This is a genomic window from Bacillus sp. FSL M7-0558 (genome assembly GCF_038003245.1).
Taxonomy (GTDB): domain Bacteria; phylum Bacillota; class Bacilli; order Bacillales; family Bacillaceae; genus Bacillus; species Bacillus pumilus.
This window is the reverse complement of sequence record NZ_JBBOOU010000001.1, coordinates 1,446,528-1,461,423: the sequence shown is the minus strand read 5'-3', so window position 1 is coordinate 1,461,423 and position 14,896 is coordinate 1,446,528. Positions and strand designations below refer to the sequence as shown.

The window sequence follows — 14,896 nt, the reverse complement described above, 5'->3', positions numbered from 1 at the left end:
TTATCCCACCATTCCCATTAAATATACAACGGTAAAGATGAAGACCCACACAACATCAATGAAGTGCCAATACAGACTTGCCACATAATATTTCGGCGCATTGTATAAATCGAGTCCGCGTCTCATATTTCGAATCATAAGAGCGGTAATCCAGCAAAGTCCAAAGGCGACGTGAGCCCCGTGAGTTCCTACAAGTGTATAGAAGGAGGAACCAAGAGCTGAGCTGGTAATGGTAAAATCATACGCATGCACATAATGATAGAACTCATAAATCTCAACCCCTAAAAATGAAGCACCTAATAGCACAGTCACACCAAGCCAAAGCTGCATCTTTTTAAAGGCAAAGTTTTTCATATGATACATTGCATACACACTCGTTAAACTGCTCGTTAGTAGTAGCATCGTGGCAATAAAGACAAGCGTGAGATCAAACATATCAGTTGTTTTTGCTCCGCCTGCATTAGAGTTTTTCAGCGCCAAATACGTGGCAAAGAGCGATGCAAACAGAACGGTTTCTCCCCCAAGAAACAACCAGAACCCGACGAACTTATTCTTTCCTTCTAACGTGGCTTTCTCAGGAGAAGCCGGAAAAGTTTCTGCTGTCATTTTTTGTGGTTCCATTATGCTTTCACCCCTTTATCATCGTCATCGGTCAAATCTTCTTTGTGAATATGGTACCCATGATCGTCTTTAAGAGAGCGAACCAGCATGGTCGCAAATGTAATGCCAAGACCAATGAGAATCACTGGAAGCCCCCAGCTATGCTCTTGACGATACATGAAGCCAAACGCTGACACAAATAGACCGAATGAGATAATGACAGGTAAGATGGAATTATTCGGCATGTGAATATCATCGAGCGGTTCAGATGCTGTCATTCCTTTTTTACCATCCATTTTTTCAATCCATAATGGATCTAGTCCTCTGACAAGCGGAAGCTGTTTAAAGTTATATTCTGGCGGAGGTGAAGACACTGCCCATTCAAGCGTTCTTCCATCTCCCCAAGGATCGCCCGATACACGCTCCCCTTTTGCTGTCGTCCAGATGATATTAATCAGCATGATGACAACAGCTACAAACATGAACAGTGCCCCAATCGTACTGACCAAGTTCCCAAGGTCTAGCCCCTGACCCGGCAAGAATGTAAAGACTCGGCGCGGCATGCCCCAAAGACCGAGAAAATGCTGGATAAAGAAGGTTAAATGGAAACCGACGAAAAACAGCACAAAGCCAATTTTCCCAAGCTTCTCATTCAGTATTTTTCCAAACATCTTCGGCCACCAGTAATGCACACCAGCTAAAATACCGAATACGACCCCGCCGATAATGACGTAGTGGAAATGCGCCACAACAAAGTACGTATCATGGAACTGATAATCTGCTGCAGCTGCTGCAAGCATGACTCCGGTTACCCCGCCAAGTAAAAACGACGGTATAAAGGCAACGGAATACAGCATTGGCGTTGTAAACTTCACATTACCGCCCCATATGGTGAGCAGCCAGTTAAATACTTTAATTCCTGTCGGCACCGCAATCGCCATTGTGGCTACAGCAAAGATCGCATTGGCAATCGGACCAAGTCCAGTTGTGAACATGTGATGCGCCCACACCATGAATCCAAGGAAACCAATCAATACAGTCGCAAACACCATGGACGAATAGCCAAACAGCCTTTTTCTTGCAAACACTGGAATGATTTCAGAAAATATTCCGAATGCTGGCAGGATTAAGATATAAACTTCTGGGTGTCCGAAAATCCAGAACAAATGCTCCCAGATGATAGTATTTCCGCCGAGCTCTGGATTGAAAAAGCTCGTATCAAACATTCTATCAAGCATCAGCATCGCAAGCCCTGCAGTAAGCGGCGGGAATGCGAATAAAATCAGTGCTGAGGCGACAAATGTCGTCCAAGTAAAGAGCGGCATTCTCATATACGTCATACCAGGCGTTCTCATATTAATAATCGTTGCAAGAAAGTTGATTCCGGCAATTAGCGTACCAATACCCGCTATCTGCAACCCTAAAATATAGAAATCCATGCCGTGTCCTTCCGAATTCAGCGTGAGCGAAGCGTATGCAGTCCAGCCTGCATCAGGTGCCCCGCCCATAAACCATCCAAGATTTAAGAAAATTCCTCCGAAAAAGAACAGCCAAAAACCAAGTGAATTCACAAATGGAAACGCTACGTCACGTGCACCAATTTGAATAGGTACAACCGCATTCATTAATGCAAATAAAAGCGGCATTGCTGCAAGGAAAATCATCGTTGTTCCATGCATCGTCATGACTTCATTGTAAAACCCTGCACTTACAAAATCATTTTCAGGGATGGCTAGCTGAATACGGATTATCATCGCTTCCAGGCCGCCAATTAAAAAGAAAAATCCCCCTGCCACTAAATATAGTATGGCAATTTTTTTGTGGTCAACCGTCGTCAAGTAATCCCATAAGACAGCGCCAAACCCCCGCTTTTTAGCTATAGTACTCACCATGAAATCCCCCTCTTATCTCCCATTTGCCCCTTTTCATATAGATGTTTTAACTTTACACAGACTGTGTCTGACAGATGGCTACTTCTTGGTTGTAGAGACATATTCGGGAGCTCTTAACAAAAACTTCACATCGATTACATACCCTCTTACACATTCCTATTAGAAATTACTCGATTTTAAGTCCTTTTAAATACTCATAAAGTGCATCTGCTTCTGAGTCATTTAATTTAGGGTACGTCCCTGTCATTTTATTTCCTGGTTTAAAGCTCTCTGGATCTTTCAGCCATGCTTTCACGTTTTCTTTGTTCATGTCTTTAATTCCAGCTACTTTCGTTCGCTCTCCGAAGGTTGCAAGGTTTGGTGCTGTCCTTGCCGCTTCCGGCCGTTCGTCCCCAGGCTCTACTGCGTGACAGCTCAAGCAGTTTTTCTCTTTAAATAATTTTTCACCTTCAAGGGCAAGATCTTTTGTGGATGTAGGCTTCTTGTAATCAGCCATTTTTTTCGTCCATCCTAAAAACTCATCTTGAGAAAGCGTTTTAACTTTAAAGTCCATTAAAGCATGCGAGGGACCGCAAAGCTCCGCACATTTCCCGTAGAAATATTCTCCTGCATCTTTCGTTCGTTTTGAATCAAAGGTTAAATAAAACTTGTTTTCATTGTCTGTGTTTGTATCAATTTTACCGCCAGCCGATGGAACCCAGAAAGAGTGTTTCACATCAGATGCTTTCAGCTTGAAGTAGACCTTTTGATCTGTCGGTACAATCAATTCCTGACTCGTGACAATCCCATAATCAGGGTATTCGAATTCCCACCAATATAAACTGGCTCTTACATTGACAACAAGTGTCTTTTCAGGATCTCGTTTTTTCTTATCCATAGCGCTTGTATCCCCAAGCTCAAGCGTGTATGCCACAACAGGCACAACGAGAATAATGAGGAGAAGAATCGGAATCGCTGTCCACGTAATTTCTAGGTTACGGTTCCCTTCCACCTGCTTTGGAATCGTATCTTCTCCAACTTTAGAACGTTTGAATTTAATGATGACGTAAAAGAAAATGATCGATACAACAATGACGACAAGAACCATAATGAGTGTACTCAGTACCGTTAGGAAAAATTGTTTATCTGCTACTTCCCCAACTGGTTTGAGTGTTGATAAGTATGGTTCACCACAGCCCGCCAAAACGAGCGTCAATAAGAGAAACAGTGAATAAACACGCCATTTTCTTATCATAATTTGTCCCAACCCCTTTTGCTTGATCTCCTTTGCCTTTCGCTTTTTACCTCTTATTTATAAAATCACTTTTCACCCATCCATAACCCCCGCCTCTTATAAAAGCACTTACATTTCCTGTTTTCATAAAAAAATGATGTTTTTACTCAAAATACCATCTATGTATAAACAGAAAGCCGCCTAAATAGAACTGAATATCAGGCGGCTTTCATAGTTGTTAGAAAATGTTGTGTTATAAGATATAGCCTTGTTTTGATGTGATCAAAGTGTATTTTACTCTAGAATAGTGTAATAATAATCATCGCGACGAAAAAGATGGTTAAGTAGTTTAATGAATAAACGAACATGAGCGTTGACCACTTCATGACGTCTTTCATTTTAAAGCCCATAAGGCCAATGACGAGCCATCCAATATTCAGCAATGTGCCAAGTGCGACAATCGGCCATCCTAATCCACCTAAGAAAAATGGAAGCGGGAGAAGACATGCTGTCCAAATGATGATTTGGCGTTTCGTGACTTCAAAGCCATAAACGACTGGTAGCATTGGAATACCTGCCTTACGGTAATCTTCCGTTTTCTTAATCGCAAGTGACAGGAAGTGCGGGATTTGCCAAATGAACATAATCATAAACAAAACCCAAGCCGTTGTGTCGATTGTACCTGTGACAGCTGTCCAGCCGATTAATGGCGGCACCGCACCAGATACACTTCCAATAACGGTATTAATGGTGTAATGGCGTTTAGACCACATGGTGTAAAGAACCGCATAAGTAAAGACTCCGATAAATCCAATCACTGCTGATGTGATAGTTGTCATCAGAAGCATGATGAGTCCAAGTACAACAAGCAAAATACCAAATGCATACGCTTGCCCCGGCTGAATCTTACCTGTAACCGTCGGTCTTGTTTTTGTTCTTTCCATTAATATATCAATATCACGGTCAAACGCATTATTAATTGCGCATGAACCGGCAATAATAAGAGAAGAACCAATCATTGTTAACAGCACAATATCAAGATTCCCAAGGAAACTCATCCCTGTAAAATAAAAAGCAAGCCACATTCCAGTAAATGTTGTAATGAAGTTGGAATTGACGATGCCCATTTTAATCAGAGCAAGAAAATCTTTCCAAGCTGTTGTTTCTTCTATTTGTCCATGAATAGCTGCTTCCGCGGCTGTTTTGGAATTTGCCAATGTGTATAACCTCCCTTGCCCAAACCTTCAAACAAACAATGAAACGTAAATTCGTTACAACTCTATCATACAAGATAAACAGCTGTAAAAAAACATCCTATTAAATAATAAACGACAATCTCGAAGTTATTTGTGAACTTTTAGTGAATTTATTAGGATTTATCTGTGTTTCAGAAGGCGGTGCAAAATGAAATATTCTCTCCTCTATTTCTATCAGACTGTGAAAGAAAGATCAAGCACTCTAAATCTGTAAACTTTGTGAACTAACATATCATTTTTTTGTGAACTTTGGTCATTATGAATTGCAACAGAACACGCATTTGGCTTAAACTTGAGAGCATGTGAGGTTTTTCAATTAGATCAGAAGTTTTTTAGAGAAGGTGAAATAATTTGATGAAATTTGCTTTAAGGTTATTGAGCGTGATCACAACGTTTGTGATGCTGATCGTTTTGATTGGCGGTGCGCTTGTGACGAAAACCGGCTCGGGTCTTGGCTGCGGCAGGCAGTGGCCCCTTTGTCACGGTCGTTTCTTCCCTGAAATGAACCCTGCTTCCATCATCGAATGGAGTCACCGCATGTCAACAGGGGTTTCAACCATTCTTGTCTTGGCACTGGCGGTCTTATGCTGGAAAAAGATTAGTCCAGTATTCCGTGAAACCAAATTTTTGGTCATCATGTCGATTATATTCTTACTGCTACAAGCGCTGTTAGGGGCTCTTGCCGTCGTGTTTGGTTCCAACGCACTTGTCATGGCACTGCACTTCGGTATTTCACTCATTTCTTTTGCTTCAGTGTTATTGCTTGCGCTTCTTGTATTTGAGGCAACCCGATCTGAAACAAAGCTTGTGAAGCCGCTTCATATCGGCAAAAAAATGCAGTTTCATATTTATGGTTTGATCACCTATACGTATATCGTGGTGTACACGGGTGCTTATGTGAGGCATACAAAGTCAAGCCTTGCTTGCTCTGTTTTCCCGTTTTGTTCAAAAGACGGTGCACTTCCAGCATACTTTAATCAGTGGGTGCAAATGTCTCACCGAGCAGCAGCACTTCTTTTATTCGTCTGGATATTTGTTGCGATGTTCCATGCCATGAAACATTATAAAGAACAGAAGCAGCTGTATTATGGATGGATCATTTCAGCCATTCTCATTACACTTCAAGCGATTTCAGGTGTGATGTCTGTGTATTCTCAGCTCGCACTAGGTTATGCGCTGGCTCATTCATTCTTTATTTCCTGTTTGTTTGGAGTACTCTGTTACTTCTGTCTACTCATTGCACGGTTTAAATATGAAAGCAAAGAACCATTCAAATAAGAATTTGTATCCCCCTTCCATATGGAATGGGGGATTTGTTTTATTGTTGTTTTGCTTCTTCAAATAGCGAAATGGCTTTTTTGCGTCTTTCCTGGTGGTCAACTGCCGGCAGCGGATATGTATCACCTAGCACACAGCCCGATTTCAATTGCTCATCAATCGGCATTTTACTTGGTTCATGAATCCATTTTTCATCGACACGCTCTAGCTCTGGTACATATTTTCTAATCAATTCCCCGCTCGGATCAAATCGCTTTGACTGAGTGGTCGGGTTGAAAATACGGAAGTACGGCACCGCATCTGTTCCGACGGAGGCTGCCCACTGAAATCCTCCGATATTTGACGCCTCATCATAATCCACAAGTTTTTTTGCAAAATACGATTCGCCCTTTCTCCAATCAATCAAATAATCCTTTGTTAAAAATGAAGCTGTAACCATCCGCAAACGGTTATGCATCCAGCCCTCCTCATTTAACTGTCTCATCCCTGCATCAACGAGCGGAAAGCCTGTTTCTCCTTTACACCAAGCTTCAAACAGCGTCTCATCTTCATTCCATTCCATTCCTTGAAACGCCGAATTGATTTCTTTTTCTTTCATCTCAGGATAATGCGCATAAATCATATGATAAAAATCACGCCATGCCAGCTCTTTGATAAAAATCTCTCTGCCCTCGTCTTCATAAAGTGCTTCTTCATATATCGCATGAAAGATTGTTCGAATCGAAATAGTGCCTGTTTTTAAGAACCGCGACAGCTTGCTCGTTCCAAAAACAGACGGAATATCTCGTTTCTCATGGTAACGCGTTAATCTTTTTTGGATAAATTGATGAAGCGTGTTCATCGCTTTGTCTGAGCCGATTTGATCAAACTTCCTTGAGCAGCCCTTTATCAATTCTCGCAGTTTATCATTTCCTTTTTGCGAAAGTGGCTCATCACAAATCGTATGCTCGCTGCTAAAAAATGATTTGTCAACTTTTATCACAGGCTGCTTTTCTTGCTTACGCCATGATTGATAGTATGGGGTAAACACTTGATAATGTGACCCATCTGCTTTTAAAATATCTCGCGCCCCGTGAAGGTGTGTATCTTGCCATGTTGACACATGAATGCCCTTCTTTTCTAAAAAATCGGTTACTTGCTTGTCACGCCTTTGACCGATACCCACCTCATCTTCGTTAAAAAAGACGGCTTTGATGTCATACACTTCCATGACCTGCTGAAAGGCGCGCAGGACATCATCATGGAGAAGGTGAACATACACTTGAGATTCTCTCGCTTCCTTAACGAAATGCGCCAAGTTTTGAAAGAAATGTTCGTTATTTATATCCATTTCCATTTCAGTAAAGAATGGATCTAGATGATAAAGAGCCAATAATTTGTACTCGTGTTTTTTTGCATAAGTGATCGCTTTTGACAAGGCGATATGATCATCTACTCGCATATCTCGGCGAAACCAAATCACGACAATTTCCAACTTTCTTCACCTCACTCTATAGTGTAATCACTCTCGCAGGCTGCTGCACATTTTAATGCGCTCAAAAAAAGACACATCACAATGGATGTGTCTCAGATTGTAGACAAAGGGCTAAAATGATTTTTATTTTAGCCCTTTGTCTTCTTTTCAGCGTGATAGAAAACCTTTGCAGTCTAGGAAGGGCGAGCACCGGAGCGGAGCGAATTTGACATTCGTGAGCACCGAAGCGCAGACCTGACAAAGAATGCGAGGGTTTGTCTACACGCTGAAACACATCACGATGGATGTGTCTCACTTATTATTCAGGCTTTAAAACAATCAGCAGATCTCCGGTTTGAATCGGTTCTCCATTTGTCACATGTATTTCATCTACGACCGCAGTGAATGGGGCTTGTACAGTCGTCTCCATTTTCATGGCTTCATTGATCATCAAATGCTCACCTTGCGAGATTTTCTGTCCTTTTTCCACGAGCACTTTGATGACAGTGCCTGGCATTGATGCGGCAATGTGATTTGGATTTGAACGGTCCGCCTTCATTTTTTCTTGAACGGATGATTTGATGCTTTCATCCTTAATCACGACTTCACGCGGCTGTCCATTTAGCTCAAAGTAAAGAACTCTTGTGGCATCTGGATTCGGTTCTCCAATTGACACGAGTTTAACAATGAGGGTTTTTCCTTTTTCGATTTCTACCTCAATCTCTTCACCAAGCCTCATCCCGTAGAAGAACGTTGGTGTGTCAAGAACAGAGATGTCTCCGTAGCTTTCTGCTGTTTGGACAAATTCAGAAAAGACTTTTGGATATAAGGCATACGCAATCGCGTCTTGCTCTGTCAGCGTCAGGTCATGAGATTCTTTGAACTGCTGCTGAATAGCTTCAAAGTCAACTGGCTTCAGCTTTTCACCAGGTCTGACAGTGAGCGGTTCTTCTCCTTTTAAAATCAGCTTTTGTAATTTTTCAGGGAACCCGCCATGCGGCTGGCCTAAATAGCCTTTAAATAGCTCCACAACAGAATCAGGGAAGTCTAAAGTTGCTCCTTTTTCATAGACATCTTCCTCTGTTAAATCATTTTGCACCATATAAAGTGCCATGTCTCCGACTACTTTAGAGGAAGGTGTCACCTTCACAATATCACCAAACATGTCATTCACACGTCTGTACATTTCTTTTACTTCGTTCCAGCGGTCACCAAGTCCGACACCTTTCGCCTGTTGCTGCAAGTTACTATACTGTCCGCCAGGCATTTCATGCTCATAAATTTCTGTATGAGGTGAATTCATGCCGCTTTCGAATTCACGGTAGTATTTTCTAACAGAATCCCAATATTGAGAAAGGTGTTCGACCGATTGGACGTTCATGTCTGGCTTTCTTTCATGCCCATCTAAAGCATAGTACAGTGAGCTTGCGCTTGGCTGCGATGTGAGTCCTGCCATAGAGCTGACGGCCACATCGACAATATCAACACCTGCATCAATTGCCCTTGCATAGGTGAACAGTCCATTTCCACTCGTGTCATGTGTATGAAGATGGATAGGGATTGTGAGTTCATCTTTTAAAGCAGAGACTAACTCATAAGCTGCCTGCGGCTTTAATAATCCCGCCATATCTTTAATACCTAAAATATGTGCACCGGCAGATTCAAGCTCTTTCGCAAGAGATACATAGTACTTAAGATCATATTTCGGACGAGATGGATCGAGAATGTCCCCCGTATAACAAATGGCTGCCTCTGCCACTTTGCCTGATTCACGAACAGAATCAATGGCAAGTGTCATGCCTTTGACCCAGTTTAAGCTATCGAAAATACGGAACACGTCAATGCCTGCCTCGGCAGATTCCTTTACAAATGCTTTAATCACATTATCCGCATAGTTTGTATATCCGACAGCGTTTGATGATCTTAAAAGCATTTGGAACAACGTGTTTGGCACTTCTTGGCGAAGCTCTTTTAATCGCTGCCAAGGATCTTCTTTTAAGAAACGGTACGCAACATCAAATGTAGCACCGCCCCACATTTCCATACTAAACAGCTCTGGCCATAAACCTGCTGTTGGCTGGGCTACTTTCTTTAAATCATGAGTTCTGAAGCGGGTCGCAAGCAGAGACTGATGCGCGTCCCTAAAGGTTGTATCTGTTAAAAGGACGCTCTTTTGTTCTTTCACCCAATTGGCAAGGCCCTCAGGTCCATGCGCATCTAACAATTGTTTAGTCCCAGATGGCACCTCTTGCTTGAGAGGAAGCTTCGGTACAACAGGCTTGTCAAAATGAGGCTTCTTTTTCTCCGCAATACCAGGGAATCCATTAATGGTCACGTTACCAATATAAGTCAGCATCTTCGTTCCACGGTCTTTTTGCTTAGGGAAATTAAATAGCTCTGGCGTTGAATCGATAAACGACGTATCGTATTCCCCTTTTAGAAACTTCTCATGCTTTGCCACGTTTTCAAGAAACGGAATGTTTGTTTTAATTCCGCGAATCCTGAATTCCTGTAAGTTTCGAACCATTTTAGCAGCCGCTTGGTCAAATGTGAGCGCCCATGTGGACAGCTTGACCAATAGTGAATCGTAATAAGGTGTAATGACTGCACCTTGAAAGCTGTTCCCTGTATCAAGTCGTACACCAAATCCCCCGCCTGAACGGTAGGCCATAATTTTCCCTGTGTCTGGCATAAAATCATTTAAAGGATCTTCTGTTGTAACCCTTGATTGAATGGCAAAACCATGTGTGAAAATATCTTCTTGCTTTGGTATACCGACTTCCTTGCTGTGAAGGTCATAGCCCTTTGCGACAAGAATTTGGGTTTGGACGATATCGACACCAGTGATCATTTCAGTGATCGTGTGTTCTACCTGTACCCTTGGATTGACTTCAATAAAGTAAAACTCTCCATTTGCAACAAGGAATTCTACAGTTCCTGCATTGATATATGATACATTCCGAGCCAGCTGAACAGCCGCTTCGCAAATGTCTTCACGCAGTTGATCTGTAAGAGACACACTTGGCGCCACTTCAATAACTTTTTGATGCCGCCTTTGAACAGAGCAGTCACGCTCATATAAATGAATGATATTGCCGTGATTGTCACCAATCACCTGCACCTCAATGTGTTTCGGATTTTCAATCAGTTTTTCAACGTATACTTCGTCATTTCCAAAAGCCGCTTTTGCCTCTGACTTCGCACGGTCATAGGCTTCCTTCAGCTCCTCTTTCGTTCTGACAATCCGCATACCCCGGCCGCCGCCGCCTAGTGAAGCTTTAATAATAAATGGGTAACCGTATTCTTCACCGAATTTTTCGACTTCTTCGGCCGAATCAACTGGTCCATCACTTCCTGGAATGACTGGAATTCCAGCTTTTTTCGCTTCTTCTCTTGCCTTTACTTTATCTCCAAACATATCTAAATGTTGAGAAGTTGGACCGATAAATTGAATGCCTTCCTCTTCGCATCGTCTTGCAAAATGAATGTTTTCAGATAAAAATCCGTATCCTGGATGAATCGCATCCACGTCATTTCGTTTTGCAATTTCGATGATCCCCTCGATATCAAGGTAGGCATCAATCGGCTTTTTCCCTTCTCCAACTAGATATGCTTCATCGGCTTTATAGCGATGATAAGAGCCCGAGTCTTCTTTGGAATAAATGGCTACTGTACGTAAATTGAGCTCCGTACAGGCCCTGAAGACTCTGATAGCAATTTCCCCTCTGTTTGCAACTAGAACCTTTTGAATTGTTCTCTGTGACATTTCTCACTCCTCCATATCCCTTAAAATTTTATATGTACTCTATAATAAAGGAAGAAATGAAAACTGTACACTTTTGTTTTCTAAAGATTCAAAGTTTTCTGCAATCCATTTTTTTGAACTGATGGCTTGATCATTGATTTTTTCTTTTTGTAACGCTCTTTATATTCAGTAAACATGCTGATATTCAGCAATATTCCCATACAACCGCTCAGTAAAATGATGGACGATCCCCCGTAGCTAATAAACGGAAGAGTGACCCCAGTAATCGGAATCAGACCTGAAACACCGCCTAAATTAATGCATGTTTGGATCGCAATCATGGAGGAAATTCCTATTGCAAGCAAACTTCCAAATGGGTCTTCACACTTTCTTGCAATATAAAAACCTTTCACGACGATGAAGCCAAGGAGAGCGAGTACAAAAAATACGCCGAAAAAGCCAAGCTCTTCTGAAATGATTGCCATGATAAAATCTGTGTGCGGCTCTGGAAGATACCCGTACTTTTGAACGCTTTCTCCTAGACCCAGTCCAAAAAAGCCGCCTGATCCAATGGCGTAATAGGAATTAATCAATTGATGTCCAGTATCCCCTGCATCTTTAAAGGGATCTTGGAAACTCTCAAAACGCCCGAGGCGATTTTGCGTGAATATTTTATCCCAGAACAGAATAATAAATGGGGTTACGATGACCATCACGGCACTAAATAACGCCAGCAGCTTCGCAAGTGTTTTCCCGCTAAACCCTGAGCATAAAATCATCGCAAGAGCAATCATGCCAATGATAAAGGCTGTCCCATAGTCTGGCTGCAAAATGATAAATCCGCATAAGATCGAAACAATCACGATTGGAGGTGTGACTCCTCGTAAAATATGATCAATATAATGCTGCTTTTTTGCATACACAGCAGCAAGATAAATAATAACGACAATCTTCACAAATTCCGCTGGCTGAAGACTGAATGGGCCTACTTTAATCCAGCTTCTTGCGTTCCCTGCAATATGACCGCCAAAGTACACATAGATGAGGGAAAAAACGGATAGCAGCAGCATACCGATTTGAAATTTCTTATTTGAAAACAGCTGATATGGAACTAATGCTGTAAAGAGCAAGATGACGGCTCCAACGATCATAAATAAAAGCTGTTTCTTAAAAAAATTATCTGGCGCGGCATCGTATCTAATCACAGATGTAATCATACTTGAGCTATACACCATGACCAAACCGAATGCGCTAATTAAAATAATGGCGAACAATAATGAGTAGTCATACGATTTTAGCATTCTCTTTAACATATAATCCTCTTCCTAACGTCTGTTTCTACTGCTTGATATCCTCTTAGCTGTTTTTATTCTACTACATTTTCTCCGTTTGATCTCGTTTTACCTCTTTTATATTGTTCGTCATTCATGAAAGAATCAAGTCCGTTTGACATGAAACAATGAAAAGAAAATAGAGGACAAAAAAACTCAAACTTATGTTAAGGAAGTTTGAGTTTTCAATCATTATTTTTTTGTGAACGCATCATGAAGTGCGGAAAGCTCTCTCTCAAGTTTATCGAGTAGTTTCTTACCTTCATGTTGATCAACTAATCCAAGCCGGACAGCAAAATCAATTTCTCTCGATAATCCGAACATTTGAGTATCTAAAACCTCTTCATAAAGAGGACATTGCGGCATCGTTAAGTTGTCCATTTGCACTTGGATCAATTTTAAAATTTTATCTGCATCCAATTTTAATAAAGCCAGTGCTTTTTGCCGATGATCGACTAAAATTTCTGACGCCAAAAGTATCCCTCCGTTCCCCAGGCGAGTACCTAATTCTTCTATTTATCATAAAGCGAAACGCCCAAAATTGCAAGCAGATTTGTACAGTTCGCTTTGTAAAAATAAAAAGAAGCCTTCCTTCATTAAAAGATACTCATCTCGTATTTTTCACTCATCAGCTCAAGCAGCTTAATCCCAGCAATACTATTCCCTTTTTCATCCAAAGCCGGACCGAAGATACCAATTCCAAAATCATATGGTGCAGCTCCCATAATCCCGCCTGAGACACCGCTTTTTGCAGGAATTCCGATGTTAATGGCAAATTCTCCGCTCGCATTGTACATGCCGCACGTCACCATAAAGGTTTTACAAATTCTAGCGACATCTTTTGAAAGAATTCGCTTCCCCGTTTCTGGATGTCTGCCGTCTAATGAAAAAACACAAGCAATTTTCGCCAAATCCAAGCTGTTCATCATGATGGCACATTGTTTCGTATAGACGTCCATGACTTCCTCTACGTTCCCTCTAATAATATGATATTGCTTCATATAATAGCACATTGCCCGGTTAATCATCGATGTCTCAAATTCGGAGGCAGCTGTTTCCTTGCAGTATGTAATGCTTTTGTCATTTGCAAGCTCTCTAATGAAGCTGAGCAACCGGCCCAGCTGATCTTGCGGAGTCGCTCCTCTGATTAAACTCGTGACTGCGAGCGCCCCTGCATTAATCATTGGATTCAGCGGTTTATTCGGACTCGCTGTTTCCAGTTTGATCATTGAATTAAACGGGTCACCTGTTGGTTCTTGTCCAACAAATTGAAAGACTTTTTTTGGCCCTTCTTCTGAGAGCACAAGCGCCAGTGCTAATACTTTTGAAATGCTTTGAAGGGTAAATCGTTTATCTACATCTCCAGCTGAGTGGCACGTATTACTCACATGATACACTGCCACAGATAAATCCGTCTGATCCGCTTTGCCGAGAGCGGGAATATAGGATGCTACTTGACCATCTTTGGCCACTTTTTTTGCTTCTTCTACAAATCGCTGAAGCTCTTCATTGTCGCGACATGCCATGCTCATACACTCCCTATCTTTCATGTATGATTAGTGTGTACAAGGTGCAGCATGTTTATGAAAGTGACAAAGCGGGAGAAAACTTCTATAATTTATGTTGGAAAGGGGTTGTCTTGAACATGAGCATCATTCAAATCAAGGGGAACGTACAGTACAAGATCACCATTGATCCAAGTGTATGGATTTTTGATGACCGCAAATTTTTAATGGATTCATTCTTTGAAAAAAATGCAGCAAGTGAAGAGAAACAGCTAGATCAGGAGCTTGACCAAGAGCGGGTCATAAGAGAAGGTCAAACTCTTCCACCTACGTTAAAAACAGAGAAGAAGTACGAAAAGGAAAGACTCGTCACAGGCAGCTTCGGGATGAAGCTTGGCGATATGCTAAAAAATGCTGAGCCGCTTGAACATGCGGATACATGCGAATTTGTCACAGAGACAGGTACAATTGCTGTGCCGCTTTCTCAGGCAATGGAAAGCATTGCTCATTTCAGCCAACATGGTAAGCCAATCACAGAAGAAGGACCCATCCACGTCTATTTCGCGGATCAGTCCAACCTCACTCAGCCGATAAAAGGTGTCAAAGAGCTGATCATTACATAA

The 14,896-nt window shown here is 41.7% G+C and carries 11 protein-coding genes; 2 read left to right on the top strand and 9 right to left on the bottom strand.

The window, feature by feature from the left end; all coding sequences use genetic code 11:
- The 4 genes from ctaE to cyoE form a co-directional block, all read right to left on the bottom strand.
- Window positions 1-621 (bottom strand): cytochrome c oxidase subunit III, encoded by a 621-nt coding sequence (ctaE, locus tag MHB79_RS07250; RefSeq protein WP_003210862.1) that lies wholly within the window; start codon window positions 619-621, stop codon window positions 1-3.
- Window positions 621-2,492, bottom strand: coding sequence for a cytochrome c oxidase subunit I (gene ctaD, locus MHB79_RS07245; RefSeq protein WP_050945109.1), 1,872 nt, complete (start codon window positions 2,490-2,492; stop codon window positions 621-623). The genes ctaE and ctaD overlap by 1 nt, the downstream gene beginning before the upstream one ends.
- Window positions 2,493-2,658: 166 nt before the next feature.
- Window positions 2,659-3,726, bottom strand: a complete 1,068-nt coding sequence (coxB, locus tag MHB79_RS07240) for a cytochrome c oxidase subunit II (RefSeq protein ID WP_003212202.1) — start codon at window positions 3,724-3,726, stop codon at window positions 2,659-2,661.
- Window positions 3,727-4,004: 278 nt separating this feature from the next.
- A complete protein-coding gene (gene cyoE / locus MHB79_RS07235) occupies window positions 4,005-4,922 on the bottom strand; it encodes a heme o synthase (RefSeq protein WP_003211774.1) in 918 nt (305 codons plus the stop codon).
- A gap of 393 nt (window positions 4,923-5,315) precedes the next feature.
- On the opposite strand from cyoE, the gene MHB79_RS07230 reads away from it, so the two are divergent.
- Complete coding sequence (locus tag MHB79_RS07230; protein ID WP_003210766.1) at window positions 5,316-6,239, top strand: COX15/CtaA family protein; 924 nt, start codon at window positions 5,316-5,318, stop codon at window positions 6,237-6,239.
- A gap of 40 nt (window positions 6,240-6,279) precedes the next feature.
- Here MHB79_RS07230 and MHB79_RS07225 read toward each other — a convergent pair whose 3' ends face one another.
- The 5 genes from MHB79_RS07225 to glsA form a co-directional block, all read right to left on the bottom strand.
- Window positions 6,280-7,713 carry a cryptochrome/photolyase family protein gene (locus tag MHB79_RS07225; RefSeq protein ID WP_340989411.1) on the bottom strand — a complete coding sequence of 478 codons (1,434 nt, stop codon included), beginning with the start codon at window positions 7,711-7,713 and terminating at the stop codon, window positions 6,280-6,282.
- A gap of 298 nt (window positions 7,714-8,011) precedes the next feature.
- Entirely contained in the window at window positions 8,012-11,458 is a 3,447-nt protein-coding gene (pyc, locus tag MHB79_RS07220; RefSeq protein WP_340989409.1) for a pyruvate carboxylase, read from the bottom strand.
- 80 nt (window positions 11,459-11,538) lie between these two features.
- Window positions 11,539-12,750 carry a putative lipid II flippase FtsW gene (gene ftsW / locus MHB79_RS07215; protein WP_137054677.1) on the bottom strand — a complete coding sequence of 404 codons (1,212 nt, stop codon included), beginning with the start codon at window positions 12,748-12,750 and terminating at the stop codon, window positions 11,539-11,541.
- 210 nt (window positions 12,751-12,960) lie between these two features.
- Window positions 12,961-13,242: a YlaN family protein gene (locus MHB79_RS07210; protein ID WP_003212509.1), complete on the bottom strand. Its 282-nt coding sequence runs from the start codon at window positions 13,240-13,242 to the stop codon at window positions 12,961-12,963.
- Between the two features lie 122 nt (window positions 13,243-13,364).
- On the bottom strand, window positions 13,365-14,294 hold the full coding sequence (glsA, locus tag MHB79_RS07205) for a glutaminase A (RefSeq protein ID WP_251191315.1): 930 nt from the start codon (window positions 14,292-14,294) through the stop codon (window positions 13,365-13,367).
- Window positions 14,295-14,413: 119 nt separating this feature from the next.
- On the opposite strand from glsA, the gene MHB79_RS07200 reads away from it, so the two are divergent.
- Entirely contained in the window at window positions 14,414-14,896 is a 483-nt protein-coding gene (locus MHB79_RS07200; protein WP_050945113.1) for a hypothetical protein, read from the top strand.